Raw genomic sequence first — 24,069 nt, 5'->3', positions numbered from 1 at the left:
TGGGCTTCAACCGCGTGACAGGGTGGTGCTGATGGCGTCTGCCAGTTCGTTCGGCTCGAACTTGGCCACGTAGGCATCCGCGCCCACGCTGCTGGCGTGGCCTTCGCTGGCACTGCCGGTGAGCGAGGAGTAGACGATCACTGGTATGCCGGCAAAGCGGTTGTCGTTTTTGATGCTGCGGGTGAGGGTGAAGCCGTCCATCTCCGGCATTTCCAGGTCGGTAAGCACCAAGGCGACTTTGTCTTTGGCCCGCTTGCCATGGTTGACGGCATCGTTGTGGATGTGGACCAGCCGTTCCCAGGCTTCTTTGCCGTTTTTGACGGCCACATACGACACGCCCATGGTTTTGAGGCTTTCCTCAACCAGCATGCGGGCGATGGCCGAATCGTCCGCAAACAAAATGGTGGAGCCTTCCGGCAGCTTGATCTTCTGGATATTGCCGCTGCCAGCGTCCAAGGGAGTGTTGGGAAACACATTGCGGATGATTTGCTCCACATCCAGTACCTGGGCCAGGCGGGAGTCGGCTGCATCCCCATCGATACGGGCTACGCCCGAGAGCAGGCCCGAGCTGTTGTTGTCGGCGGCGAGCAGGTGCTTCCAGTCCATCTGGATGATTTCCACCACCTCGTCCACCAGAAAAGCCTGGGTGGTGCGTGCAAATTCAGTCACCAGCACGATTTTGGAATTGGTTTTGGGCACGCAGCCCGCGAGCGCCGGCAGGTTGATGACCGGAATCAACTGCCCCCGCACATTGGCCAGCCCCATGGCATGTTGCGGCGCGTTGACGATGCTGGTGATCTCCGGGGCCACCACGATTTCGCGCACCTTGAACACATTGATGCCGAACAACTCGCTGCGTTCGCTACCGGTGGAGTCACCCAAGCGGAACAGCAGGAGCTGAAATTTGCTGTCGGCAGCGTGGGCGGCGTTGGACGCTGGTTTGGTGGTGAGTGGGGTGCTCATGGGCGGGCCTTTGCGTGCGGATGAATGTCCCCTTCACTTTACCCTTTTCCGTGGCTTGCGCTTTGGGCAAAAGACAAGGTTTTTGCCGCCTCACTCAGGTACTGCCGCACATGGGCCATGTCCGGGCCGATATGGCGGTCTATGCGCCGTATGTAGGGGCAGGTGAGGGTAGCCAGGGCGGTATTGTCCGGCCCGAGGATGGGGAATGAGATATCCACCACGCCGAACGACTGGGCACTGTCGCGTTCCAGGTAGCCCTGCTGGCGTATGTCTGCCAAAGTGCTGGCCAGTTGGGCCTCGGAGATGGGCACTTCGCCGTCCAGCGGGGTGTGCTCTGCCAGCATGCGTTGGTAGCTGCCGGTATCGGCATAGGCCAGTAGCAGGTGGCCGGAGGCCGTGTCCAGCAAGCCTACGCGCGCACCGCGTGGCACCGAAAAGCTCCAGCCGCTAGGGCTGCTGATTTGTGCGCTGATGAGCACATTGCCCCGGTCGTACACGCCCATGTGGCAGCTTTGCTCGGCCTTGCGGGTGAACTCGTCCATCACCGGCAAGGCCTGGTTGATTAAGCGGCTCAGGGGCGGATGCATATTGGCCAGCGCAAACAGCTTGAGGCTGAGCGCATAGCGGTCCCCGGAGGGGTTGCGCATGACGTACTGGCGGGCCACCAAGCGCTCCAGCATGCGGTAAATCTCGCTCGCGCTGCGGTCCATCTCTTTCACGATCTCGGCGCGCGTCAGCCCATGCGGTTGGCTGGCCAGCAGCTCCAGGATGTCCAGGCCCTTGTCCAGTGCCGGGGCGCGGTACCGGTCTTCCGGCGGCAGGGCGGACTCGTCGAGGTCTTCTGTTTTGGGGCGGCGGCCGCGAGGTTTGGGTTCTTTGTCTTGCATGTTGGAGGAGTGTGTGTGACTTTTTATAGCAGAGCGCCCGGGGTGCAGTGAATAAACCCATGGCTAGGGAAACTACTGAGCGCAGGCAGGGGATGACACGGTACCATTTGCTTCATCGGTGAATTATTTATTTATATTTGAATTTAAGCAACGGAGCGCACACCATGAGCGATAGCAGGTTGGCAGGAAAAACAGTGTTGATCACTGCTGCGGCACAAGGCATTGGCCGGGCCAGTGCGCTGGCCTGCGCCCGTGCCGGAGCCCAGGTGATCGCCACCGACATTCATGCCGGCTTTCTGGATACCTTGGCGGCGGAGCATGCGTCCATCCGAACTGCGGTGCTCGATGTCCGCAGTAACGAGGCGGTTGCAGCGCTGGCCTCCAGCATGCCTGCATTGGATGCCTTGTTCAACTGTGCGGGTATGGTGGCCAATGGCTCGGTGCTGGAGTGCTCGGAGGCGGATTGGGATTTGAGCTTTGACCTAAACGTCAAAAGCATGTTCCGCATGACGCGTGCGTTTCTGCCCGGCATGCTGGCCAAGGCGGCTGCAGAGCAGGGCAGTGTGTCCATCATCAATATGGCGTCCATGGCGTCGAGCATCAAAGGCTTCGCCAACCGCTGCGCTTACGGCGCCACCAAGGCGGCAGTCATCGGGCTCACCAAATCGTTGGCCGCAGACTACGTGAAGGCCGGTTTGCGTGCCAACGCCCTGTGCCCCGGCACGGTGGATACGCCCTCTTTGCGTGGGCGCATTGCGTCGGCGGCCGACCCGGTGCAGGCTGAGAAAGACTTTATTGCCCGCCAGCCCATGGGTCGCTTGGCCCTGGTGGACGACATTGCGCCGATGGTGGTCTACTTGGCCAGTGACGAGTCCCGCTTCATGACCGGGCAGACCTTGTTGGTGGACGGTGGCGTCACGATTTGACACGGTACATGCCATGACCCAGCTCCCAGCCTCTGTGGCACCACTGATTGAGGTGCGCAATCTCAGCAAGTCCTTCCCCGGGGTGAGGGCGCTGGACAATGTGCGTTTCGACCTGTGCGCAGGTGAAGTCCATGCGCTGATGGGAGAAAACGGCGCGGGCAAATCGACCCTGATGAAAATTCTGGCGGGCGTGTACCGCATGGATGGGGGCGAGGTGCGGGTGGAAGGCAAGGCGGTGGACATCCAGAGCCCCGCCCATGCGCAGGCCCTGGCAATCGGCATCATCCACCAGGAGCTGCACCTGATGCCGCACCTGACGGCAGCGCAAAATATTTTTCTGGGCCGCGAGCCTCGCAAGGCAGGCGCTTGGCTGCTGGACGAAGTGCGCCTCAATGAGGATGCCCGTGCCTTGTTTGCCCGATTGAATTTGCACATGGAGCCCACCACGCGCATTGCCGATCTCACTGTGGCCAAGCAACAGATGGTGGAGATCGCCAAAGCCCTGTCGTTCAAGTCGCGTGTGCTGATCATGGATGAGCCCACAGCCGCCTTGAACAATGCCGAGATTGAGGAGCTGTTCCGCATCATCCGTCAGCTCAAGAGTGAAGGGGTGGGCATTGTCTACATCTCGCACAAGATGGATGAGATTCAGCGCATCGCCGACCGGATCACGGTCATGCGGGATGGCAGCTACATCGACACCGTGCCCGCACACACGCCCATGACCCAAGTGATTGCCATGATGGTGGGGCGCCATTTGGAGCAAGCGGACAAAGCCATTCCGGACACGTCGGCCAACGAGGTGTTGCTGGATGTGCGCGGCTTGAACCGTGGTCGCGCCATACGCGATGTGAGCTTTCAGGTGCGCCGCGGAGAAATTTTGGGCTTTGCCGGTTTGATGGGCGCGGGCCGCACCGAGGTCGCGCGGGCTGTGTTTGGTGCAGATCCCGTGGACTCCGGCGAAGTCCGGGTGGTGGGTGTGCCGGTGCGTCTCCGCTCGCCGCAGGATGCGGTGAACGCCGGCATCGGCTATCTGTCTGAAGACCGCAAGCACTTTGGCTTGGCAACCGGCATGGATGTAGCAGCCAATATCACCTTGCCCAGCCTGTCGCGCTGGCTCCAGTGGGGACTATTTTTGAACAAGACTGCCATTGCCCAAGTGTCCCGGGACATGGTGGAGAAACTGCGGATCAAGACTCCTTCCATCCACCAGATGTCCAAACTGTTGTCGGGTGGCAACCAGCAGAAGGTGGTGATCGCCAAGTGGTTGGTGCAGGACTGTGAAGTGCTGATTTTTGACGAGCCGACCCGCGGTATCGACGTAGGCGCCAAGAGCGAAATCTATAAGCTGCTCAACGACTTGGCAGCCCAGGGGCGGGCGATTGTGGTGATCTCCAGCGAATTGCCTGAGGTGTTGCTCTTGAGTCACCGCATTCTGGTGATGTGCGAGGGGCGGATTACCGGCGAGGTGCGCGGTGACGAGGCTACCCAGGAAAGCCTGATGGAGCTGGCCACCCGCCGCGAGGTTGCGGCGGTGGAGTGAGCACATAACGAATTGCGAATTGAACAGGACTAGCCCATGAGTACACACAAAGAATCTGCACGCCCCGGCCTTTTGGGGGGTGGACAAGCCAAACAAAAGCTCTTGGCGTTTGCGAGTTTGATTGCCTTGATCGCGGTGTTCACGGTGCTCAAGCCGGACGCGTTCATGAACCGGGACAACATCATCGGCATTTTGCAGTCGACGACGGTGATCGGTGTGCTGGCGATTGCCAGTACCTTCATCATCATCACCTCGGGGATTGACCTGTCGGTGGGCGTACTCATGACTTTTTGTGCGGTGATGGCCGGCGTCTTCATGGTCAATTTAGGCATCCCCATGCCCCTAGGGATTGTGCTGGCCATCGGTATGGGGTGTGTGTGCGGAGCGTTGTCCGGCTTGGCCATCACCAAGTTAAAAGTGCCCCCATTCATTGCCACGCTGGGCATGATGATGTTGCTCAAAGGGGCGTCTCTCATCATTACCAATACCCGTCCCATTTATTTCAGCGATGTGGAGGGGTTTGACCAGATCGCCCTGGGCTCGATCATCGGGGACCTGATTCCGGCATTACCGATTCCCAATGGAGTGTTGATCATGTTTCTGGTCGCCGTGGTGTGTGCGGTGGTGCTCAACAAAACCGCACTGGGGCGCTACACCTTTGCGCTGGGCAGCAACGAAGAGGCGGTGCGCCTCTCGGGGGTGAATGTGGACCGCTGGAAGGTCATCATTTACACCTTTGCCGGCGGCATCTGTGGCATTTCGGGCTTGCTCATCGCGTCCCGTCTGAATTCCGCCCAACCTGCACTCGGGCAAGGTTATGAACTGGATGCGATTGCCGCAGTGGTGATTGGCGGCACCTCGCTCAGCGGGGGCGTGGGCACGATTCTGGGTACCATCATCGGCGCCTTCATCATGAGTGTTCTTATCAATGGTCTGCGCATCATGTCGGTTGCCCAGGAGTGGCAGATGGTGCTGACAGGTCTCATCATCATTCTCGCGGTCTACACCGACAACCTGCGCCGCAACAAAAAATAAGGAGACCAGGCCGCCGCATACGCCACCTTCACTTTGAGCTTTTCGTGATTCCTTTGAGAGCAACAAACCTATCCATCAGGAGACAAACCATGAATGCAAAACGTCAATTGCTGGCACTGACTGCCGGCCTCGCACTGGCTGGCTTTTCCAGCTTCGCTACCGCCCAGGAAATCTATATTCCCCTGATTTCCAAAGGCTTCCAGCACCAGTTTTGGCAAGCCGTAAAACAAGGTGCAGACCAGGCTGCCAAGGACTACAAGGTCAAGGTGACTTTTGAAGGTCCCGAAACCGAACAGCAAGTGGACAAACAGATCGACATGCTGTCTGCCGCATTGGCCAAGAAGCCTGCTGCGATTGGCTTTGCCGCGCTCGATAGCAAGGCTGCCATCCCTTTGCTCAAAAAAGCCCAGGCCGCCAAGATTCCCGTGATTGCGTTTGACTCCGGTGTGGACAGTGACATTGTGTTGACTACTGCGCAGACCGACAGCAAAGCGGCAGCTGCGTTGGCCGCCGACAAGATGGCCGAAAAAATTGGTGGTGAGGGTGAAGTGGCCGTCATCGGGCACGACCAGACCAGCACTACCGGCACTGGCCGCCGCGACGGCTTCGTGGACCAGATCAAGGCCAAGTACCCCAAAATCAAGGTGGTGGACATCCAGTACGGTGGCGGTGACCACCTGAAGTCGGCTGAAATTGCCAAGACACTGACACAGGCCTACCCCAAGCTCAAAGGCATCTTCGGCACTAACGAAGGTTCTGCCATCGGCGCCGGCAAGGGCTTGAAAGAAGCCAAGAAGAGTGGTGTGGTCATCATCGGCTTTGACTCCGGCAAGGCGCAGAAGGACATGATCAACGACGGCACGATTGCCGGCGCTATCACCCAAAACCCTGTGGGCATTGGCTACAAGACGGTGGAAGCGGCTGTGAAGGCTTTGAAGGGTGAGAAGTTGCCCAAAATCATCGACACCGGTTTTTACTATTACGACAAGACCAACATGAAGGACGCCAAGATTGCGGCAGTTCTTTATGACTGATTGAAAGCACCCCCCCGAGCGGCTGCGCCGCTCCCCCCTCTCTCGCCTGCGGCGGGAGGGGGGTGCACCCGGCGGCCTGGCAGAGCCAGTTCCACGGGTGCTCTGGATTGAAGAGAGGCGGGTACAGCTGCCTGATTTTGTTGATTGAAAAGGAAAGACTGTGAAACTTTTACGCTACGGATTGCCAGGCCAGGAAAAGCCCGGTGTATTGGATGGTCAGGGCCGCGTGCGCGACCTTTCCGGCGTGATCCCCGATGTAGCCGGCGCCGCACTGCTGCCCGAAAGCCTGGCGCGTCTGCGTGGCGTGAACATCGACAGCCTGCCTCTGGTGGCGGGTATTCCTCAAAAAGATTTGCGCCTGGGTGCCTGTGTAGGCAACGTGGGCAAGTTCATCTGCATCGGTTTGAACTACTCCGACCATGCGGCTGAGAGCGGCATGCAGGTGCCACCGGAGCCGGTAGTGTTCAACAAATGGACCAGCGCCATCGTCGGGCCGGATGATGCGGTGGAGATTCCCCGAGGCTCGGTTAAAACCGACTGGGAAGTGGAGCTCGGTGTGGTCATCGGCAAAGGTGGTCGCTACATCGAGGAGGCGGATGCGCTGTCCCATGTGGCCGGCTATTGCGTGGTGAATGATGTCTCCGAGCGCGAATACCAACTCGACCGCAGTGGTACCTGGGACAAGGGCAAGGGCTGCGATACCTTTGGCCCCACTGGCCCTTGGCTAGTGACTGCCGATGAGGTGCCTGATCCCCAAGCGCTCAAGATGTGGCTGGACGTAGACGGTAAGCGCTATCAAAACGGAAGCACCTCGACCATGGTGTACGGCGTCCAATTTTTGATTTCTTACTTGAGCCGCTTCATGAGCTTGCAGCCGGGGGACGTGATCTCCACCGGCACGCCGCCTGGCGTCGGCATGGGCCAAAAGCCTCCGGTTTACCTGCGCGCCGGGCAAACCATTCACCTGGGCATTGAGGGCCTGGGCACCCAAACACAGACAACCAAACAGGCCTGATATGACCCAAGTCACTGGCATGCGCGTCGTAGACGTGCGCTTTCCTACGTCCCAACATTTGGACGGTTCGGATGCGATGAACCCCGATCCGGACTACTCCGCCGCCTATGTCATCCTGGAAACTGACCGTCCGGGTGTTGAGGGCCACGGCTTGACCTTCACCATCGGGCGCGGCAACGAAATTTGCTGCGCCGCGATTGAGGCCATGCGCCATTTGGTGGTTGGGCTGGACATGGACTGGGTAGCCGCCGACATGGGGCGCTTCTGGCGCTTCATCACCTCGGACAGCCAGCTGCGCTGGATCGGCCCGGACAAGGGTGCCATTCATTTGGCAACCGGTGCCGTGGTCAACGCGGTGTGGGACTTGTGGGCCAAGCTCGAAGGCGTGCCGGTGTGGGAGTTGGTGGCCCGCATGAGCCCGGAAGAGTTGGTGAAGCTGATTGATTTCCGCTACATCACCGACTGCATCACGCCCGAGGAGGCGTTGGCCTTGTTGCGTGAGCGCGCGGCGGGCAAAACAGAGCGCATGGAAACCTTGCGCCGCGAGGGCTACCCCTGTTACACCACGTCGGCTGGCTGGCTGGGCTATGACGACGACAAGTTGCGCCGCTTGTGCAAAGAGGCCACCGATGCGGGCTTCAACCACATCAAGCTCAAGGTGGGACGCGACAAAGCGGACGATATCCGCCGCCTGCGCATTGCCCGCGAGGTGCTGGGGCCGGAGCGGCATTTGATGATTGATGCCAACCAGGTGTGGGAGGTAAATCAGGCGGTGGAATGGGTGCGCGAGCTGGCCTTTGCCAAGCCGTGGTTCATTGAGGAGCCCACCAGCCCGGACGACATTGAGGGTCATCGTGTGATCCGCGAGGGCGTGCACCCCGTGAAGGTGGCCACCGGCGAGATGTGCCAGAACCGCATCATCTTCAAGCAGCTCATCATGCGCGGGGCCATTGATGTGGTGCAAATTGATTCCTGTCGCTTGGGCGGGGTGAATGAAATTTTGGCCGTGATGCTGATGGCTGCCAAGTATCACTTGCCCGTGTGCCCGCACGCGGGTGGTGTGGGTCTGTGCGAGTATGTGCAGCACCTCTCCATGATCGATTACCTGTGCATTGCCGGTACCCGTGAGGGGCGTGTGATCGAGTTTGTGGACCATTTGCATGAGCACTTCAAGGAGCCATGCGTGATTGAAAATGCAGCCTATATGCCACCCAAGGCACCGGGATTCTCGATTGAGATGAAGCCAGAATCCATCGCGCAGTACACCTTCAAACCCAAGGCCCTGGCCGCATGAAGATCGACACCCACCAGCACTACTGGCGCTACCGGGCCGACGAGTTTCCCTGGATCAGTGACGCCATGCCGGAGTTGCAAAAGGACTGCATGCCGGTTGATTGCGAGAACGCCATGCGCGCTGCCGGTGTCGATGGTGTGGTGGCGGTGCAGGCGCGCACGCAGGTGGAGGAAACAGACTTTTTATTGAAGGTCGCGGACAAGTACCCCGAAGTGCTGGGTGTGGTGGGGTGGGCTGATTTGGCGGCGCCTGATCTGGCGCAGCAGCTGGAGCGCTGGGGCTCTCACCCGGCAATGCGAGGGATTCGCCACATCCTCCAGGACGAGCCGGATGTCACGGCCTGGCTCACCAATCCGCATAACTCGGCGGGTTTGCGCGCCGTGCAAAAAGCGGGTTTGGTGTATGACGTGCTCGTGTTCGATCACCAGTTGCCCGGAGTCGCCTCTTTTTGCGCGCAGCATGATGCGCATTGGCTGGTGTTGGATCATTTGGGCAAGCCTTGTATCCGAGACTGGCTGGCCAATCCGGAGGTCCCATCCCGATGGTTGAGCAGCATCCGAAGTCTTGCGACCTTGCCGCATGTGGTGTGCAAATTGTCCGGCTTGGTCACAGAGACGGATTGGGCGCACTCTGGTGGCCTGGGGCCCGTGGACAGCAAAGTGATCTGGACATGCTTTGACCATGCACTGGAGGCATTTGGCCCCAACCGATTGATGTTCGGCTCAGACTGGCCGGTGTGCCAACTGGCGGCGCCGTATGACGTGGTGCATGGATTGGTGCAGAAGTGGGCCAAAACCCGCCTCACCATGCCCGAGCAAGAGGCGTTTTGGTCCGGCAATGCCATACGCTGCTACGGCTTGCAGGTGCCTTCCGATACCTGAACGACTGAGTTGCTGAGCTACGCACTGAATTACCGATACGCAGAAAGATGGATCCATGGACTTGCACCTGAAAAACAAAGTGTTCATCGTGACCGGAGGCGGCAGTGGCATAGGCGCAGCCATTTCATTGACGCTGGCGCAGGAGGGCGCGATTCCGGTGGTGTTCGGCAAGAGCCCCCTGACGCCTGCGTTTGAATCGCAATTGAAAGCTACGGGGAGCGACTATGGATTTGTCCAGCTGGAGCTTTCGGACGACGCTGCGTGTGCGCAGGCGGTGGACCAGGTGCTCGCACGTTACGGGCAGCTCGATGGTCTGGTGAACAACGCCGGTATCAACGACAGCGTGGGCTTGGATGCCGGGCGTACCGAGTTTGTGGCTTCGCTGGAGCGCAACCTGATCCACTATTACGTCATGGCTCACTACTGTGTGCCGCATTTGAAAGCGAGCCGTGGCTCTATCGTGAACGTGTCCTCCAAGACGGCGCTGACGGGGCAGGGTAACACCAGTGGCTATTGCGCATCCAAAGGCGCACAGCTGTCGCTCACCCGGGAATGGGCGGCGGCCTTGCTGAATGACGGCGTCCGTGTGAATGCCCTGATTCCGGCGGAGGTGATGACGCCCCTCTATGAGCGCTGGATCAGCAGCTTTGACAACCCGGCTGAAAAGCTCGCGGCCATCACGGCCAAAATTCCCCTGGGACACCGGATGACCACCGCAGACGAAATGGCGCGCATGTGTGTATTTCTGTTGTCGGATGCTTCATCGCACACCACAGGCCAGTGGGTGTTTGTGGACGGTGGCTATACCCATTTGGACCGGGCGCTGTCATGAGCCGGCCCATCACACGTTATGCCTTGGCATTGGACCTCGTGGACGACGAGACCAAAATCGCGGCGTACGAAAGAGCCCATGAATCCATCTGGCCTGAAGTGCGGGAGCACCTGTTTGCACAGGGCGTACTGACGATGGAAATCTACCGCTTGGGTATCCGTATGTTCATGGTCATGGACGTAGACTCTGAGGTGTATTCCGAAGAAGCCATGGCCCGCGCATCGTTGGAGAACGAGGCCATCGTGCGCTGGGAAACCTTGATGTGGACCTACCAGGCTCCTACGCCATGGACTCCCGCCGGCCAGAAGTGGGTGCCCATGCGGCGCATCTTTAACCTGCAGTAAATGGGCTACGGGCACATGCACCCGTAGCAATTTCCCTTACTTGATCGTGACCGGAATGGTGGCTTGGCTGCTCAAGCCATTGTTGTTGGTCACGACCACCTTCAGGCTGTAGGTGCCGGCAACCGGTTTGGCCCAATTGGCAATCACGTTCATGCCACTCAGAGAGAAGGTCATGCCCAGCGGCACGCCAGAGATGGAGATGTAAAACGACGTCGCACTGGTATCGCTAATGTTGATACTGCTGCTCAGCGCTTTGCCTGCGGTGCCTGTGATGGCTGCAGCTGTGATCACCGGGCCTGCATTGGCAATTTTGACGGAGTAAACGGCTGTCCCCGTCAATCCTGTTTTGCTGTCCTTGGCGGACACGGTTACCGAGTAGGTGCCGAGTACCGGAGAAGCCCAATTCACCACGCCTGTGCTGTTGATCGTCATGCCGGCGGGGGCTCCGGCAATCGAGTACGTCACCGGGTTGGCTGATACGGCCGTGGCTGCAAACGAGAGCGCTACGCCAGGGCGGCCGATGATATTGGTCGCCGTCAGTGTGGGGGCTTTGGGGGCAGAGATGGTCACGCTGTACGTGCCCTGCCCCGTGAGACCGGTCGCAGTGTCTTTGGCGGTGACGACGGGGCTGTATTGACCGGCCAGAGGGGTCGGCCATGTGACCACACCTGCACTGTTGATGGTCATGCCGGCTGGTGCACCTGTGAGTGTGTAGGTCAACGGGTTGGAGGCGTTGACTGACACGGTGAAAGACAAGGCAGTCCCCACGGTGCCACTGACTGCGGCGGAGGGCACTGTAGGCGCTGCACTGGCGTTAGTGCCTGCCAGACTGTTCAGCAGATTCGTGGCATTGGGAGTTCCCAATCCGGCGAGCTGGTCGTAGCCGACTTTAGCGGTACAGGTGGCACAGGTGCCATGGCTGCCGCGGGTGATGTCGGTAAATGTGCTGGCATAAGTACCCGGCACTGTGGCCAACTGGCCGTACAAGGCGGTGTGGGGTAAGCCTAAGGCCGCTTTGGAGGCCAGCGCGCGGTTCGCATTGGCAATAGCAATCAGGCCGGCCCATTGGGGGGTGGAGAGGCTGGTACCTCCTACGCTTAACCAGCTCACCGTTGTGCTACCGGGGGCCATGATGGCGGTGTATTGACCGGTGGCGGGGTCGGCATTGAAGGCGACGTCCGCAACAACGCGGCGGCTGGTGAAGCCCATGCCGGGGACCGCGTTGGACTGGTAGCTGGGCGTGGCGGAATAAGCGCTGATGCCACCACCTGTGCCCGACCAGCTGACTTCCGACTTGGTGCCGGGGCCGGAGTAGCTCAAGGTGGTTCCACCCACGGCCAAGACATTGGGCGAAACGGAAGGCCAGGAAACCGCCATGCCAGAGTCACCTGTTGCCGCGAGGTAAGTCATTTTTGGGGCGGTGAATACCGAGTCCACAGACGCTGTCCAGCTTCCCTCTGCCGCGCCAAAGCTCATGGAGACGATGCCAGGGCCCATGGAGTTGGCGAGCTTGATGGCGCCCAACAAGCTGTTCAGGGAGGCGTCTGCTGCCTCAATCAAAATAATGCGCGCCAGAGGTGCTGTCGCATGGGCCCACTGAACGTCGAGAGAGATTTCGGTGGCCCAGCCGGAGTTGTATGCAGGTGTTGTGGCAGTCATGCCACCCGCTGCCGTGTTGTAAACCACGGAAACCTCGCATGCAGTATTGGATGCTGCAGCCAGCGGCAGCGCTGCGGTAGGTGCTATGACTTTAGTAGCGCAGGCAGGCAGCGCAAACTTCTGATTGAACGCAGCTAGCTCTGCAATCGTGTTGGGGTTGTGGTACGCGTCGACGATGTAGATCGTTTGGCCCGCACCCATTTGGGCTGCTTTCGCGGCCGTCACCGTGGTTCCGCTGGCAGGGAGATCGGGCAAGCTATAGGCCGCACGGATTTGTGCCGGTGTGTACGTGGCCGTAGTGGTCCCGGTTGCCATGGGCGTGAACACCGGTTCCGAATCGGGGCTGGGTACCGATTGGGAGAAGGGCGCGGCCACCTGCTCTGCGACACCACTTGGCAGTGTGGGAATGTCCATTTGCAGCGTCACGGTGCCAGAGGCAACTTGGTCTGCAGAGTTGGAGCCGCCGCCACAGGCGCTTAGCAATGCCATGGCCGACAGCAGAGCCGCAGCTGTACGCAGCCAGAATCCCGGTTCAGGGTTCATGGTGCTGGGGTGCGAATGCAAGGTCGTCATGGCGAAAGCTCCGGTCAATAGGGGAGGGCCACAACGTTCAATGGACGGCAGACATGCACACGTATCCATCGGCGGCCCCGCTACCATGGCATTGCTGCTGTAGGTCGGTGGCTTTGTGTCCCCGTCTTTCAACGGGTTTACCCATAAATCTGGCGAGTGCCGCCAAATTCGTTTTCACAATTTTACCTGATTTCGCGTAATTTACAAAAAATGGTGGCTATTCGCCTGCCAATTCTGATTTGACGTACTCAGCTTTTGATGTTGCATTCGCGGCGCAGGAGCGCGACAGCATCGTTGAATGTGTAGTCGTGGTCGCTGGTCAAGGTCGCTACAGCGTCTTCCACAAAGTTGCTCCACAGGCTGGCGTAGTCGTCTGCGTGCTCTGCGGGGGCGTTCGCTTCGATGAACTGCACAGGCCGTCCAGCGTCCAAGCCTGACTTGCGGATTTTTTTGACGAGGCTGGCTGCCGTTTTTTCTGTCAGCACGGTTTTGGCAGGGCTGCCTGCAGCCATGCAGAGAAACAGCGTGAGCAAAGAGCTCTCGTCGTCATTGCCACCGGTGGCTTTGGCCCAGGCTTTGGAAACAGCTTTGTCGAACTGCTCCACTTCGCTGACTACGTCTTCCACCCAGAAATAGCGACCCATGAAGGCCGGCGTCTGGTCAAACAATTTGCGTGCGGGAAGCTCGGATTCCAGCCACTTGGGCGCATCGGCCCATACGGACTCACGCACGGACTCCATCACGCCGATCCATTCGCCGGGCAGGTCTGAGGGCCATGTCAGCGGCAACTTGCCGGGCTTGGTGAGATAACGCTTACGCAGCGCTGCAATCATTTTTTCAAACGTGGCCCAGTCCGGCAGGGTGGTGCGCTTGCAGGCGATGGCCAGCAGGGCGGTGCGAAGCACCGCTTCCGCATCTTTGCCTGCCTCTTCCAGGTCATCGACGTCCATGCCCAGGCGGGCGGCCATCCATACGGCAGCGTCCACCACCGCGGCCGTCCGGCTGCGTATGGTCAGCTCGGCCTGGTACTCTGTCAGTGGGCGCAGGCTCCACTTCGCCAAGAGGGGAATGTGCTCATCCCGAAAGCCGCTGCGTTCATTCATGCCGAAATGGGTGGTCTGTGGCATGGTGATCAAGGCTTTGAGCATGTCGGAGCCTGCCTTGGAGCGAGACAGGAAGCTGTGGTCACGCAAGAGCTCTGCCGCTTTGTACAGGTCGCCCTGAGTGGTGTGTGCCAGATGCAGGCTTACGAGGTTGACGATGCGGTCCCTGGCCAGCTCCAGTTCGGGTCGCAGGAACTCGGTACCAAAGTAGCGCGCAATCTGCACCATGCCTTTGGGGGCATCGGCCGCAATGGCTTCCAGTTTTTCCTGGCTGATCAAGCCGTGTTGCACGCCATACGCCAACGCCTTTTCAAAAAAAGGACGGTCGTCGAACAGGGAAATCGCTTGGGGGGCTGTTGACATGGCGGAGGCGCGAGGGTTAGATGGCAGATTCTTCGTCGTCGTCCCGCGCGGCGGGGGTGGCTTTGCCGCGATCGGTATCGCCAGTTTCCACTTTACCGTCGTCTTCTTCCTCGACGACTTCGTCGTCATCCAGGCCCAGGTCGAAGGCCCGTGCTTTGGCGCGCAGCACGATCAGCATCTCGATGAACAAGTCGGGCAGTTCATGACGCAGCAACCATGCCATTTGCATCCAGTCCTGGTCTGCCACTTCGTCCAAGTCCACCCGGGGGCGTACATAGGCCGATTGGTACAGAGCTTGTTCTGACAAGATTTCTCCGTCATCTTCCACGGTGTCAAAAGTGCCACTGCGGGCGAAGGCTTCTATCCGGCTCCATTTTTCGGTGAAGTAGTCGGCCAGTGCCTCGCTGCCCCCTTCCAGATCACCAATGGCGGTCAGAAACTCAATGGGGTCTGCGTCTTCCCGGAAGATCACCGAGTTCATCATGCCCCGCAGATGGGTGCGGGTCAGGTCTTTGTATTGCTTTTCAATCACCACCGCGTGGGCGAATTGCTGGGGCGTGATCAACAGGTTGACGATGGACTCTTTGGAGTCGTCGTACTCGCGGATCACGGCCAGAATATCTTTGGGCGGCAACTGCTCCAGCACCACCATCAAGGCGCCGTCGCCCTCTGCATCCGCCAGTTCGGTCAACACCGATTCGGCACCGACGATATCGCCCGCAGCGATCAGGGCCTGGGTTTTCTCAATCAGGGCAAGTTGGCTCATGGGGTGTTCTCTCTGGGTGACAAGTGGGGGATCAGTCTTTGTGGTCGAAGCCTTGCTCAACCATCCAGGCGGCGCCTTCTTCTTCGCTCACGCGGCTCTGGCGCTCGTCTTCATCCATGCCTTCGGGGTCGCGCTCGATGTCGTCACGGTCATCTTCGTCGTCGTCAGACTCCTCGGCATGCGCGAACCGGGCATCCGGCTTGGTCAGCAAGTACTCCAAGGCCGCAGCCACGCTCATGAACCAGGGGCCTGCGGGTTGTTGCAAGACTTGTTGCGCGAGGTTTTGAGCCCAGGGCATCAAGTCCACTGAATCCGACAAGGCCTCCCACTCAGGCAGGTCTTCAGACTCTTGGCGCACCAAGTCTTCCATCACGCTGGTGCGCTTGAAGCGGAAGCCCTGGTGGAACACCACGGCCACCATCTCCGGGCTGAGTTCCAACATGCTCATCAGGAAGCTGAGCTCTTTGCGGCGCTCTGCCAGTTTCTTTGGCAGGACGTTGGTGCCTTCAGAGTCCGAGGCCAGATCATCCAGCTCGGCTTGGTAGGCGCTGCGCAGGTGGTGAAAGAAGGGGGAGAGGCTCATGGGGAGTTGCCAGTTCAAAGAATGCGGGAGAAATAGGAGGACCAGATGTCGCGCGCGGTATCGATGGGGCTGTCGAGCAGGCCACGCCGGCGATTGTCGTCATAGGCCTGGCGTTTGTCGGTGTCCGACAGCACATCGTAGGCCTCTTGCACTTCGCGGAAGTACAGCGCGGCATTCGGGTCTGGGTTACGGTCCGGGTGGAACTGCGCGGCCTTTTGCCGGAAGGCTTTTTTGATATCAGCCAGGGTGGCTGCGCTGTTCAATCCGAGACTGGTGTAGTGATCTTTCATGCAGCAACTATCCTGCCGTAAAAGAAAAAACCCCACTGCGTTCGCAGCGGGGTTTTTAAGTACCCTTGCGGGTTAATTTGGCTCCTCAACCTGGGCTCGAACCAGGGACCTACGGATTAACAGTCCGGCGCTCTACCAACTGAGCTATTGAGGAATGAAGCCTCAAATTATAGCGTGTTTTTTAAGTGATTTTGAAAACACGCTAAATTTTTGAATTTCACGCTAACTTTTTTCTTGGGTTTCAACACCGAGGAGCTGATGCAAACGCGGGCTCGTGGTGGTGTACTGCAAGAGGACTTTTTTCTCGGGAGAAATAAAGACCATCGCTGCGAAGGCCGCTAGTGTAGCCTCATGAAAGCCGCTCAAAATCAATTTTTGCTTTCCCGGATAAAAATTTATGTCGCCGACTGCAAAAATTCTCGGGATCTCGCTTTGAAAGGTCTCTGTGCTTACCGGAACCTGCTTGCGTTCCAGGGTCCAACCCCATTCGGCAATGGGCCCCATCTTCGGTGACACACCCAGCCGTACCAGCACATGGTCTGCAGCGATGGAGGTCTCAAGGCCCTCTGCAGTCAGCACCCGCAAGGCATGCAAGCGTGAGCCTTCGACTTCGCAGCCCGTGATCTGTGCCGCGAGCACCTGAATGCCGCCTGCTGCGCGCGCGGCATTCAGGCGTTCAAGGGTGGCGGGTTCCCCAGTGAATGCGTCCCTGCGATGAACCAACGTCACGCTGGCAGGTCGATGTGCTGGGTTGGCGGGCAGCGCTGCCTCCAGAGCCGCTACAACGGCAGATTCATCACCACCCAACACGACCACATGTGCGCCATGCAAACTGCCATCCGTCAACGCTGCGTCATGCGGGTAATGCACCTGCCGGCCTTCAAAGGCTTCGAGCTCGGGGACGGCCGGTTTACGGGGAACAAATGCTCCCACGCCAGCGGCTACAAACAGCGCCTTGGTGATGAAGGTGGTGCCGGCGTTCGTGGTGAGCTGCAAGCGACCATCTTCCAGGCGAGTGACGGATTCCACCAATTGGGAAAAATGCATTTGCGCCTGAAAAGGCGCAATCTGCTGCAGCAGACTTTGGGTGAGGCCGCGCCCGGTGGTGACCGGTGTGCCAGGGATGTCGTAGATGGGCTTGTCGGGGTACAGCTCCATGCATTGGCCGCCTGCATAAGGCAGGGCATCAATGACATGGGCCTGCACTTCGTGCAGGCCCAGTTGGAACACCTGGAACAGGCCTACCGGCCCCGCCCCGATGACGACGGCATCGGCTTCAATCAGAGGGGCAGCCATGCCGACCGAGTGATCAGCGGATCAGCTGCGACAGCTTGCCGGTTTTGTCTTTCCAGTCGTCAGCGTCCGGCAGAGGTGCCTTGCGCTTGGTGATGCTCTTCCAGCCGGGCAGGCGGGCGAGTTCTGCGTTCAAGGCAATCATGTGTTGCTGGTCTTTGGGCGCGTCTTCTTCCGCGTAGATCGCGTTGGCTGGGCACTCGGGAATGCAGACGGCGCAGTCGATGCACTCATCGGGGTCGATCGTCAAGAAATTGGGGCCTTCGCGGAAGCAATCCACGGGGCACACGTCCACGCAGTCGGTGTATTTGCACTTGATACAGGCTTCGGTGACGATGTGTGTCATGTTGGTTCGGGCAGTAAGTGGGTGGGCGGGCAACAATTTGCCAAGCCCATGATTTTATTGGTTTTCGCGGATGCCCCCGGTCACGAGGGCATCTCCTTTGCGCTGGGTCAATTCAGCAGCAGGGCACCGGAGGTCTTGTGGGTAGCAGTGTCCACCAGAATCAGCGAGCCCAGCACACGGCTTTGCGCGTAGGGAACCGCGGTAATTGCCTCCTGCAGCGTGAGCTCAATATGGCCGATGGCGTTGGGCGCAATCTCGGTGGCGTCGTGTTCCTGCAGGGTGTTGATGTCCAAGCTGTGCACGATGCGCTTGACCTTGGCTTTGATCCAGCGGTGGCCATGCAGGGCCAGGTAGACGCGACCGGCAACCAGAGGCTCATCGTCCATCCAGGCCACAGTGGCCTTGATTTCGCGGGTGGCTTCGGCAAAAGCGCGGGGCTTGGGGGTATCCGCAAACTCGTCGTCCGGGTCTGCTGCAGGCGTGACTTGCGCCAGCAGCCAGTCGCCACGGGACACATCCACTTCGCGGTCCAGCGTGATGCCGGCGCCGTGGCCTGCGGCAATGCTGCCGGGCACGCGGGCGTGGTTCACAACCTGTGCCACCACCGCGGTCTGGCCGCTGGGGTGGATGCTGATGGTGTCGCCCACCTGCACGGTGCCAGTGGCCACACGGCCCCAGAACACGCGGCGGCCTTGGGTAGTGTCGGCAGAGTTGTGGAACTTTTCTACCCATTGCACCGGGAAGGCGAAGGGCACATCGGTCTCGGCTGCGGTGACAGGCAGTGTTTCTAACAAGGCCAACAGGCTAGGGCCTTGGTAGCCGCACCAGCCGGGCGTGGCTTCCACCACGTTGTGGCCCTTGAGGGCGGACATGGGGATGGTGGCTGTCACGGCAATGCCGGCTTGCTTTGCAAAGGCTTGCAGCGCCGCGCTGATCTTGGCGAACGCAGCCGCGGCGTCATCGCCCAAGGCGTCGAGCTTGTTCACGGCAAAGATGATGCCGGGCACGCGTAGCAGGTTGACCAGCAGGCTGTGGCGGCGGGTCTGGGGCAGCAGGTCCACCAGGCCGTCCACATTCCACTTCAGTTTGGTGGCGTCCACCAGCACAACAGCGGCATGCGCGCTGCTGGCAGCAGTGACCATGTTGCGGGTGTACTGCTCGTGGCCGGGTGCGTCACCAATGATGAACTTGCGCGTGGGGGTGGCGAAGTAGCGGTAGGCCACGTCGATGGTGATACCTTGCTCGCGCTCAGCGGAGAGGCCATCGGTGAACAGAGCCAAGTCAGCTTCGCCGCTCTTGGAAACGTTGGCCAGCTGGTCTTGCAGCACCGCCTTGCTGTCCACCAACAGGCGGCCGATCAAGGTGCTCTTGCCATCGTCCACGCTGCCGCAGGTGATGAAGCGCAGGGCGGATGAAGTGTCATTTTGGCTGCTAGCGCCCGTGGAATTTGCGGGAGCAGCTATCGTATTCATAGCGGTCATCAGAAGTATCCGTCCTTTTTGCGCTTCTCCATGGAAGCCTCAGAAGTCTTGTCGTCCATGCGGGTGGCGCCGCGCTCGCTCACGTCAGCGGCCAGCGTTTCGATCACGATGTCGGCTGCGGTGGCGGCCAGGCTCTCCACCGGGCAGGTGCAGGTGATGTCGCCCACGGTGCGGAAACGCACGTCGCGGCTCTCGACGGTTTCGCCTTCCTTCGGTGGCGTCAGCTCCGTCACGGGAACCAGCAGTCCCTTGCGCTCGACCACATCCCGCTTGTGGGTGTAGTACAGCGAAGGCAGGGCGATTTTTTCGCGCTCGATGTACTGCCACACGTCCAGCTCCGTCCAGTTGCTGATGGGGAACACGCGGAAGTGCTCGCCGGGCTGCAGGCGGGTGTTGAACAGCGTCCACAACTCGGGGCGCTGGGCCTTGGGTTGCCACTGGCCGAAGCTGTCGCGGTGGGAAAAGATGCGCTCCTTGGCGCGGGCTTTTTCCTCATCGCGGCGTGCGCCACCAATCAGGGCGTCAAAACGGAATTCGTCGATGGCTTCCAGCAAGGTAACGGACTGGTGCACATTGCGGCTCTCGCCGGGGTGGGCCAGGCGCACGGTGCCGCGGGCCATGGAGTCCTCGACGCTGCGCACGATCAACTCGGCACCCAGTTCCTTGGCGCGAAAATCGCGGAAGTCGGTCACTTCATGGAAGTTGTGGCCGGTGTCGATCATCAGCAGGGGGTAGGGGATGCGGCCGACGCCAAAGGCCTTCTCTGCGCACTTGAGCATCACCAGCGAATCCTTGCCGCCTGAGAACAGCAGGGCGGGGCGCTCAAACGCCGCGGCCACCTCACGCAGGATGAAGATGGTTTCTTCTTCCAGTGCATCGAGATGCTGGTTGGAGAGTCGGTCGAAATGGGTGGGTTCAGTCATGGCGTTCATGCTTTGGCTTCTTCATGTTTCACGTGCAGGCCGCACTCTTTGGCGGCTTCGTCTTCCCACCACCAGCGGCCGGAGCGGAAGTCCTCGCCCAGGCTGATGGCGCGGGTGCAAGGCTCGCAGCCAATGCTAGGGAAAAACTGGTCGTGCAGCGGGTTGTAGTCCAGCTTGTTGGTTTGGATGTAGTGCCAGACATCGCCCCAGGTCCAGTTAGCCAAGGGGTTGATCTTCACGCGCTTCTCGCTGCTGTCTGCCAAGGGCACCTCAGCGCGGGCGCCGGATTGCTCGCGGCGCAGGCCGGTGATCCAGGCGTCTTTACCCTTAAGCGCGCGTTCCAGTGGTTCCATCTTGCGGATGCCGCAGCAGGCTTTGCGCAGGGCAATGCTTTTATACATCGCGTCCTTGCCTTCGCGGTCCACAAACTGCACCACGGATTCATTCACCGGCTGGTACACCGTGACGGTGGCGCGGCTGGACGCCTTGAAGCGCTCCAGCAGGTCCAAAGTTTCCTTGTGCAGGGCGCCGGTCTCGAGCACGAAGATGCCGATGTCCAACTTCAGGCTGTTAATCAGGTGGCTGATGACCACGTCTTCGGCGCCGAGGCTGGAAGCTTGGGTGACGGTGGCTGCATCACCATCCGCACCCGCATATTGCGCTGCGGCTTGGGCGAGCACACCTTGGGCTTCGGCCAGCTTGATGATGTATTCGCCGCTGGCTTCGGCGTTGCGGGTCATGGCGCTGCCTGCGGACTGCACTTGCACCGCAAAACGGTTGCCTAAGCTGGATGTTTCCGCGCTCATGCCGCCTCTCCTTCACGGGCCGCAACGGAATCGCCCTCGCGGGCGAAGTGAGGCTTCACAGTGACTGCGTCGCCTTGGTAGAAACCGCGATAACGGTCGAACTGGCGCTGTGCGAAGTCGATGTTCTGGTCGGCGCGCAGCACGGCCACGTCAAAACCTGTGCGTTCCATTTGCACCAGCTGGTCGATCAGCACGTCACCAGTAGCACGCAGCTCGCCGGTGAAGCCCAGGCGGCGGCGCAGCAAAAAGGCCTGGCTGTACGCGCGGCCGTCGGTGAACTTGGGGAAGTTCAGGTCGATGCGGGTCACGCCGGCCAGATCGAGTGCGCGGGGGTCTTCGGTGTTGGCCAGTTCAATGACTTTTTGGCCTTCAGCGCCCGTGGAATGTGCGGAAGCAGCTATCAATTTCATAGTAATTCTCTCTTTCTGCGTCCGGGCTTCAGGCTTCTTGCGCGTCTTTGGCATAGCCGGCGGACTTGGGCAAGGCGTGCAGCTCTTCGTGCTTGTCCGCCAGGCGGGCGCTGTTGGCGGCGGTCTTGAAGGCGTCAAAGCCCACGCGCTTGAGCGTGTCGATAAAGGTCTCGCGGCCTTGGCGGTTCTGGCGGAAGGCGTCCAGCACGGCTTCAATGACGCCAGGCACTTCCAACGCGGTGAAGGACGGGCCCACCACCTTGCCGGGCACCGCATCGCCACTCAGGGCCGAGCCGTCCGAGCCGCCCAGGGACACCTGGTACCACTCCTTGCCGTCTTTATCCACGCCCAGGATGCCGATATGGCCGCTGTGGTGGTGGCCGCAGGAGTTGATGCAACCGCTGATGTGCAAGTCGATTTCGCCCAGGTCGTGCAGTTCGTCCATGTCCTGGTAGCGCTCGGTGATGCTGGCGGCAATCGGGATGGAGCGGGCATTGGCCAGCGCGCAGAAGTCGCCGCCGGGGCAGGCGATCATGTCGGTCAGCAGGCGCACATTGCTGCGGGCCAGGCCGGCGTGGCTGGCAGCCACCCACAGGGCCGGCAGGTCTTCAGCGCGCACCCAAGGCAGCAGCAGGTTCTGGTCGTGCGTCACGCGCACTTCACCAGCGCTGAATTCGTCAGCCAAGTCCGCTGCGGTGTCGAGCTGGTCGGCATCGGCGTCGCCAGGCGCTTGGCCCAGGCGCTTGTAAGACAGCGTCACAGCGCGCAGGGCCGGGTTCTGGTGAGGGGCCACGTTTTGCTGCAGCCAGCGGTCGTAATCTTTTTGACGCTCGGCGGGAATTGCTACTGTTTTGGTAGCGCCTTGCGCACGTTCTGCAAGCGCTGGCGGCACAAAACATGCCGTAACCCGGTCCAGCTCGGCCTGGCTGATGGTGTGCGGCGCGCCGTCGCGGGTGATGATTTGCTCGTACTCGGCTTCCACCTCGTCGATATAGCGCTGGCCTTCGGCCTTCACCAGAATCTTGATGCGGGCCTTGTACAGGTTGTCGCGGCGGCCCCAGCGGTTGTACACACGCACCACCGCCTCCAGGTAATTCATGATCTGGTTCCAGGGCAGGAAGGCGCGGATTTCGGTGCTGATCACCGGGGTGCGGCCCATGCCGCCGCCCACAAACACGCGGAAGCCCAATTCCCCCGCTTCGTTCTTGATGAGGTGCAGGCCCACGTCGTGCCAGCGCACCGCAGCGCGGTCTTCGGTCGCACCGGTAATGGCTATCTTGAATTTGCGGGGCAAGAAGGCGAACTCAGGGTGCAGCGTGCTCCACTGGCGCATGATTTCGGCAAACGGGCGGGGGTCGGCGATCTCGTCGGGGGCGATACCGGCACGCTCGTCACTGGTGATGTTGCGGATGCAGTTGCCGCTGGTCTGGATGCCGTGCATGTTCACGGTGGCCAGCAGGTCCATCACATCCGCGCTCTTAGACAGAGGAATCCAGTTGAACTGCACGTTCTGGCGGGTGGTGAAGTGGCCGTAGCCTACCGGCAAGTGGGTAGTGCCCCAGGTGGCCTGGGTGCCGATGGCTTTGTCGAACACCTCTTTGCTGGGGTGGTCGTACTCGCGGGCAATACGGGCCAGCACGCGCAACTGGGCGGTGGATAGTTCGCCATACGGCACGGCCACACGCAGCATGGGCGCGTAGCGCTGGATGTACCAGCCGTTTTGCAGGCGCAGGGGGCGGAACTCGTCGTCGCTCAGCGTGCCGGCTTGATTGCGCTCCAGTTGGTCGCGATGCTGGGCCGCGCGGGCGCGGATGAACTGGCGGTCAAATTCGGTGTATTGGTACATAGACGGATAGCAACAAAAATCAGAAAGCGATGAGTTTCAAACCGGCATAGGCCAGCAGCAATGACAACAGGGAGCGGATGACCCGCTCCGGGGTTTTGAACATCAGGTGCGAGCCCACCCAGATACCGGGCAGCGAGCCGGCCAGCAGCTTGGCCAACATGGGCCAGTCCACCGAACCGAGCGACGCGTGGCCCATGCCCGCCACCAAGGTCAACGGCACTGCGTAGGCAATGTCCGCCGCCACAATGCGCGGCAGGGGCAGCAGGGGGTAGAGCAGCATCAACACCGTGACGCCGATGGCCCCCGCGCCGACGGAGGTGAGTGTAACCAGCGTGCCGATGAGTGCGCCGAATAGCAGCGGCAGGCTCCAGTGGCGGGGCTTGGCAGCCTGAGCCTCATGGCCGGCGGCAATGGTTTTGGGGCCGGTTTTGCCGCGCAAGGCCTTGTATAGCGTGGCGGCGGCAGTGAGCAGCAACGCGATACCCAGTGTGCTGGTCATGAGTTTTTGCACTTCCGCGCTGGTGGCGCCCAAGGTGTGCAGTACATACAGGGTCAGCAGGGCTGCAGGAATGCTGCCTGCGGACAGGTTCAATACGACCGGCCAGTCAATGTGGCGCGAGCGCGCCAGCTTGATGGTGCCGCCCATTTTGGTGAAGGCCGCGAACAACAGGTCGGTGCCCACCGCCATGTAGGGCTTGACCCCGAAAAAGAAGATCAGGATCGGCGTCATCAGCGACCCGCCCCCCACACCGGTCAGCCCCACGATGGAGCCCACAAAAAAGCCTGCTAATACGTACGCCAAATCTTGCATGGGGGCGACTGTAGAGCTTCAGCTATATATTGAAAAATATTTTTTCGCTATGCAGGTATTCT

24 protein-coding genes, 1 tRNA gene and 1 riboswitch are annotated in these 24,069 nt (G+C 60.2%); of the genes, 9 read left to right on the top strand and 16 right to left on the bottom strand.

Annotated elements, in window-relative coordinates; all coding sequences use genetic code 11:
• Positions 1–6 precede the first annotated feature (6 nt).
• Both FDM28_RS12520 and FDM28_RS12515 read right to left on the bottom strand, forming a co-directional pair.
• Positions 7–963, bottom strand: a complete 957-nt coding sequence (locus FDM28_RS12520; RefSeq protein ID WP_138515566.1) for a chemotaxis protein — start codon at positions 961–963, stop codon at positions 7–9.
• Positions 964–1,001: 38 nt separating this feature from the next.
• Positions 1,002–1,850 (bottom strand): IclR family transcriptional regulator, encoded by an 849-nt coding sequence (locus tag FDM28_RS12515; RefSeq protein WP_138515564.1) that lies wholly within the window; start codon positions 1,848–1,850, stop codon positions 1,002–1,004.
• 164 nt (positions 1,851–2,014) lie between these two features.
• Between FDM28_RS12515 and FDM28_RS12510 the strand changes: the two genes are divergently transcribed.
• The 9 genes from FDM28_RS12510 (at position 2,015) to FDM28_RS12470 (ending at position 10,754) form a co-directional block, all read left to right on the top strand.
• Positions 2,015–2,776 carry an SDR family oxidoreductase gene (locus FDM28_RS12510; RefSeq protein ID WP_138515562.1) on the top strand — a complete coding sequence of 254 codons (762 nt, stop codon included), beginning with the start codon at positions 2,015–2,017 and terminating at the stop codon, positions 2,774–2,776.
• A 13-nt stretch (positions 2,777–2,789) separates the two neighbouring features.
• Positions 2,790–4,319 (top strand): sugar ABC transporter ATP-binding protein, encoded by a 1,530-nt coding sequence (locus FDM28_RS12505; protein ID WP_138515560.1) that lies wholly within the window; start codon positions 2,790–2,792, stop codon positions 4,317–4,319.
• Between the two features lie 36 nt (positions 4,320–4,355).
• Positions 4,356–5,354, top strand: a complete 999-nt coding sequence (locus FDM28_RS12500) for an ABC transporter permease (protein ID WP_138515558.1) — start codon at positions 4,356–4,358, stop codon at positions 5,352–5,354.
• An 89-nt stretch (positions 5,355–5,443) separates the two neighbouring features.
• Positions 5,444–6,388: an ABC transporter substrate-binding protein gene (locus FDM28_RS12495; RefSeq protein WP_138515555.1), complete on the top strand. Its 945-nt coding sequence runs from the start codon at positions 5,444–5,446 to the stop codon at positions 6,386–6,388.
• Positions 6,389–6,548: 160 nt separating this feature from the next.
• Positions 6,549–7,403 (top strand): fumarylacetoacetate hydrolase family protein, encoded by an 855-nt coding sequence (locus tag FDM28_RS12490; protein WP_138515553.1) that lies wholly within the window; start codon positions 6,549–6,551, stop codon positions 7,401–7,403.
• A 1-nt stretch (position 7,404) separates the two neighbouring features.
• Positions 7,405–8,697, top strand: coding sequence for an L-fuconate dehydratase (locus tag FDM28_RS12485; RefSeq protein WP_138515551.1), 1,293 nt, complete (start codon positions 7,405–7,407; stop codon positions 8,695–8,697).
• Positions 8,694–9,578 carry an L-fucono-1,5-lactonase gene (locus tag FDM28_RS12480; protein WP_138515549.1) on the top strand — a complete coding sequence of 295 codons (885 nt, stop codon included), beginning with the start codon at positions 8,694–8,696 and terminating at the stop codon, positions 9,576–9,578. The genes FDM28_RS12485 and FDM28_RS12480 overlap by 4 nt, the downstream gene beginning before the upstream one ends.
• Positions 9,579–9,633: 55 nt before the next feature.
• Positions 9,634–10,410, top strand: coding sequence for an SDR family oxidoreductase (locus FDM28_RS12475; protein ID WP_138515547.1), 777 nt, complete (start codon positions 9,634–9,636; stop codon positions 10,408–10,410).
• Complete coding sequence (locus FDM28_RS12470; protein ID WP_138515545.1) at positions 10,407–10,754, top strand: L-rhamnose mutarotase; 348 nt, start codon at positions 10,407–10,409, stop codon at positions 10,752–10,754. The genes FDM28_RS12475 and FDM28_RS12470 overlap by 4 nt, the downstream gene beginning before the upstream one ends.
• 36 nt (positions 10,755–10,790) lie before the next feature.
• On the opposite strand, the gene FDM28_RS12465 is transcribed toward FDM28_RS12470, so the two are convergent.
• The 14 genes from FDM28_RS12465 to FDM28_RS12400 form a co-directional block, all read right to left on the bottom strand.
• Positions 10,791–12,986: a S53 family peptidase gene (locus FDM28_RS12465; protein ID WP_240791995.1), complete on the bottom strand. Its 2,196-nt coding sequence runs from the start codon at positions 12,984–12,986 to the stop codon at positions 10,791–10,793.
• 67 nt (positions 12,987–13,053) lie between these two features.
• Positions 13,054–13,138, bottom strand: a riboswitch (cyclic di-GMP riboswitch).
• A gap of 96 nt (positions 13,139–13,234) precedes the next feature.
• Entirely contained in the window at positions 13,235–14,452 is a 1,218-nt protein-coding gene (locus FDM28_RS12460) for a hypothetical protein (protein WP_138515543.1), read from the bottom strand.
• Between the two features lie 16 nt (positions 14,453–14,468).
• Positions 14,469–15,218, bottom strand: a complete 750-nt coding sequence (locus tag FDM28_RS12455; protein ID WP_138515541.1) for a hypothetical protein — start codon at positions 15,216–15,218, stop codon at positions 14,469–14,471.
• A gap of 31 nt (positions 15,219–15,249) precedes the next feature.
• On the bottom strand, positions 15,250–15,801 hold the full coding sequence (locus FDM28_RS12450) for a hypothetical protein (protein ID WP_138515539.1): 552 nt from the start codon (positions 15,799–15,801) through the stop codon (positions 15,250–15,252).
• Positions 15,802–15,815: 14 nt separating this feature from the next.
• On the bottom strand, positions 15,816–16,091 hold the full coding sequence (locus tag FDM28_RS12445) for a DnaJ domain-containing protein (protein ID WP_138515537.1): 276 nt from the start codon (positions 16,089–16,091) through the stop codon (positions 15,816–15,818).
• A gap of 78 nt (positions 16,092–16,169) precedes the next feature.
• Positions 16,170–16,245 (bottom strand) — tRNA-Asn (locus FDM28_RS12440).
• Positions 16,246–16,313: 68 nt separating this feature from the next.
• Positions 16,314–17,387: an NAD(P)/FAD-dependent oxidoreductase gene (locus FDM28_RS12435; RefSeq protein WP_138515536.1), complete on the bottom strand. Its 1,074-nt coding sequence runs from the start codon at positions 17,385–17,387 to the stop codon at positions 16,314–16,316.
• Positions 17,388–17,400: 13 nt separating this feature from the next.
• Positions 17,401–17,730, bottom strand: coding sequence for a ferredoxin FdxA (gene fdxA / locus FDM28_RS12430; protein ID WP_087493766.1), 330 nt, complete (start codon positions 17,728–17,730; stop codon positions 17,401–17,403).
• Between the two features lie 107 nt (positions 17,731–17,837).
• A complete protein-coding gene (locus tag FDM28_RS12425) occupies positions 17,838–19,211 on the bottom strand; it encodes a sulfate adenylyltransferase subunit 1 (RefSeq protein WP_138515534.1) in 1,374 nt (457 codons plus the stop codon).
• Positions 19,211–20,143, bottom strand: coding sequence for a sulfate adenylyltransferase subunit CysD (gene cysD / locus FDM28_RS12420; RefSeq protein ID WP_138515532.1), 933 nt, complete (start codon positions 20,141–20,143; stop codon positions 19,211–19,213). Before cysD ends, FDM28_RS12425 begins: the two co-directional genes overlap by 1 nt.
• Entirely contained in the window at positions 20,140–20,940 is an 801-nt protein-coding gene (locus FDM28_RS12415; protein ID WP_420853019.1) for a phosphoadenylyl-sulfate reductase, read from the bottom strand. Before FDM28_RS12415 ends, cysD begins: the two co-directional genes overlap by 4 nt.
• Positions 20,937–21,350 carry a DUF934 domain-containing protein gene (locus tag FDM28_RS12410; protein ID WP_138515530.1) on the bottom strand — a complete coding sequence of 138 codons (414 nt, stop codon included), beginning with the start codon at positions 21,348–21,350 and terminating at the stop codon, positions 20,937–20,939. The genes FDM28_RS12415 and FDM28_RS12410 overlap by 4 nt, the downstream gene beginning before the upstream one ends.
• Before the next feature lie 28 nt (positions 21,351–21,378).
• Entirely contained in the window at positions 21,379–23,196 is a 1,818-nt protein-coding gene (locus FDM28_RS12405) for a nitrite/sulfite reductase (protein ID WP_138515528.1), read from the bottom strand.
• A gap of 19 nt (positions 23,197–23,215) precedes the next feature.
• Positions 23,216–24,007 carry a sulfite exporter TauE/SafE family protein gene (locus tag FDM28_RS12400; RefSeq protein WP_138515526.1) on the bottom strand — a complete coding sequence of 264 codons (792 nt, stop codon included), beginning with the start codon at positions 24,005–24,007 and terminating at the stop codon, positions 23,216–23,218.
• Positions 24,008–24,069: the final 62 nt, after the last annotated feature.

Source organism: Rhodoferax bucti, assembly GCF_005876985.1.
In the GTDB taxonomy this organism is placed as follows: Bacteria; Pseudomonadota; Gammaproteobacteria; order Burkholderiales; family Burkholderiaceae_C; genus Allorhodoferax; species Allorhodoferax bucti.
Note: the sequence above shows the minus strand (reverse complement) of the source record. Positions and strands in the feature narration are given on the sequence as shown.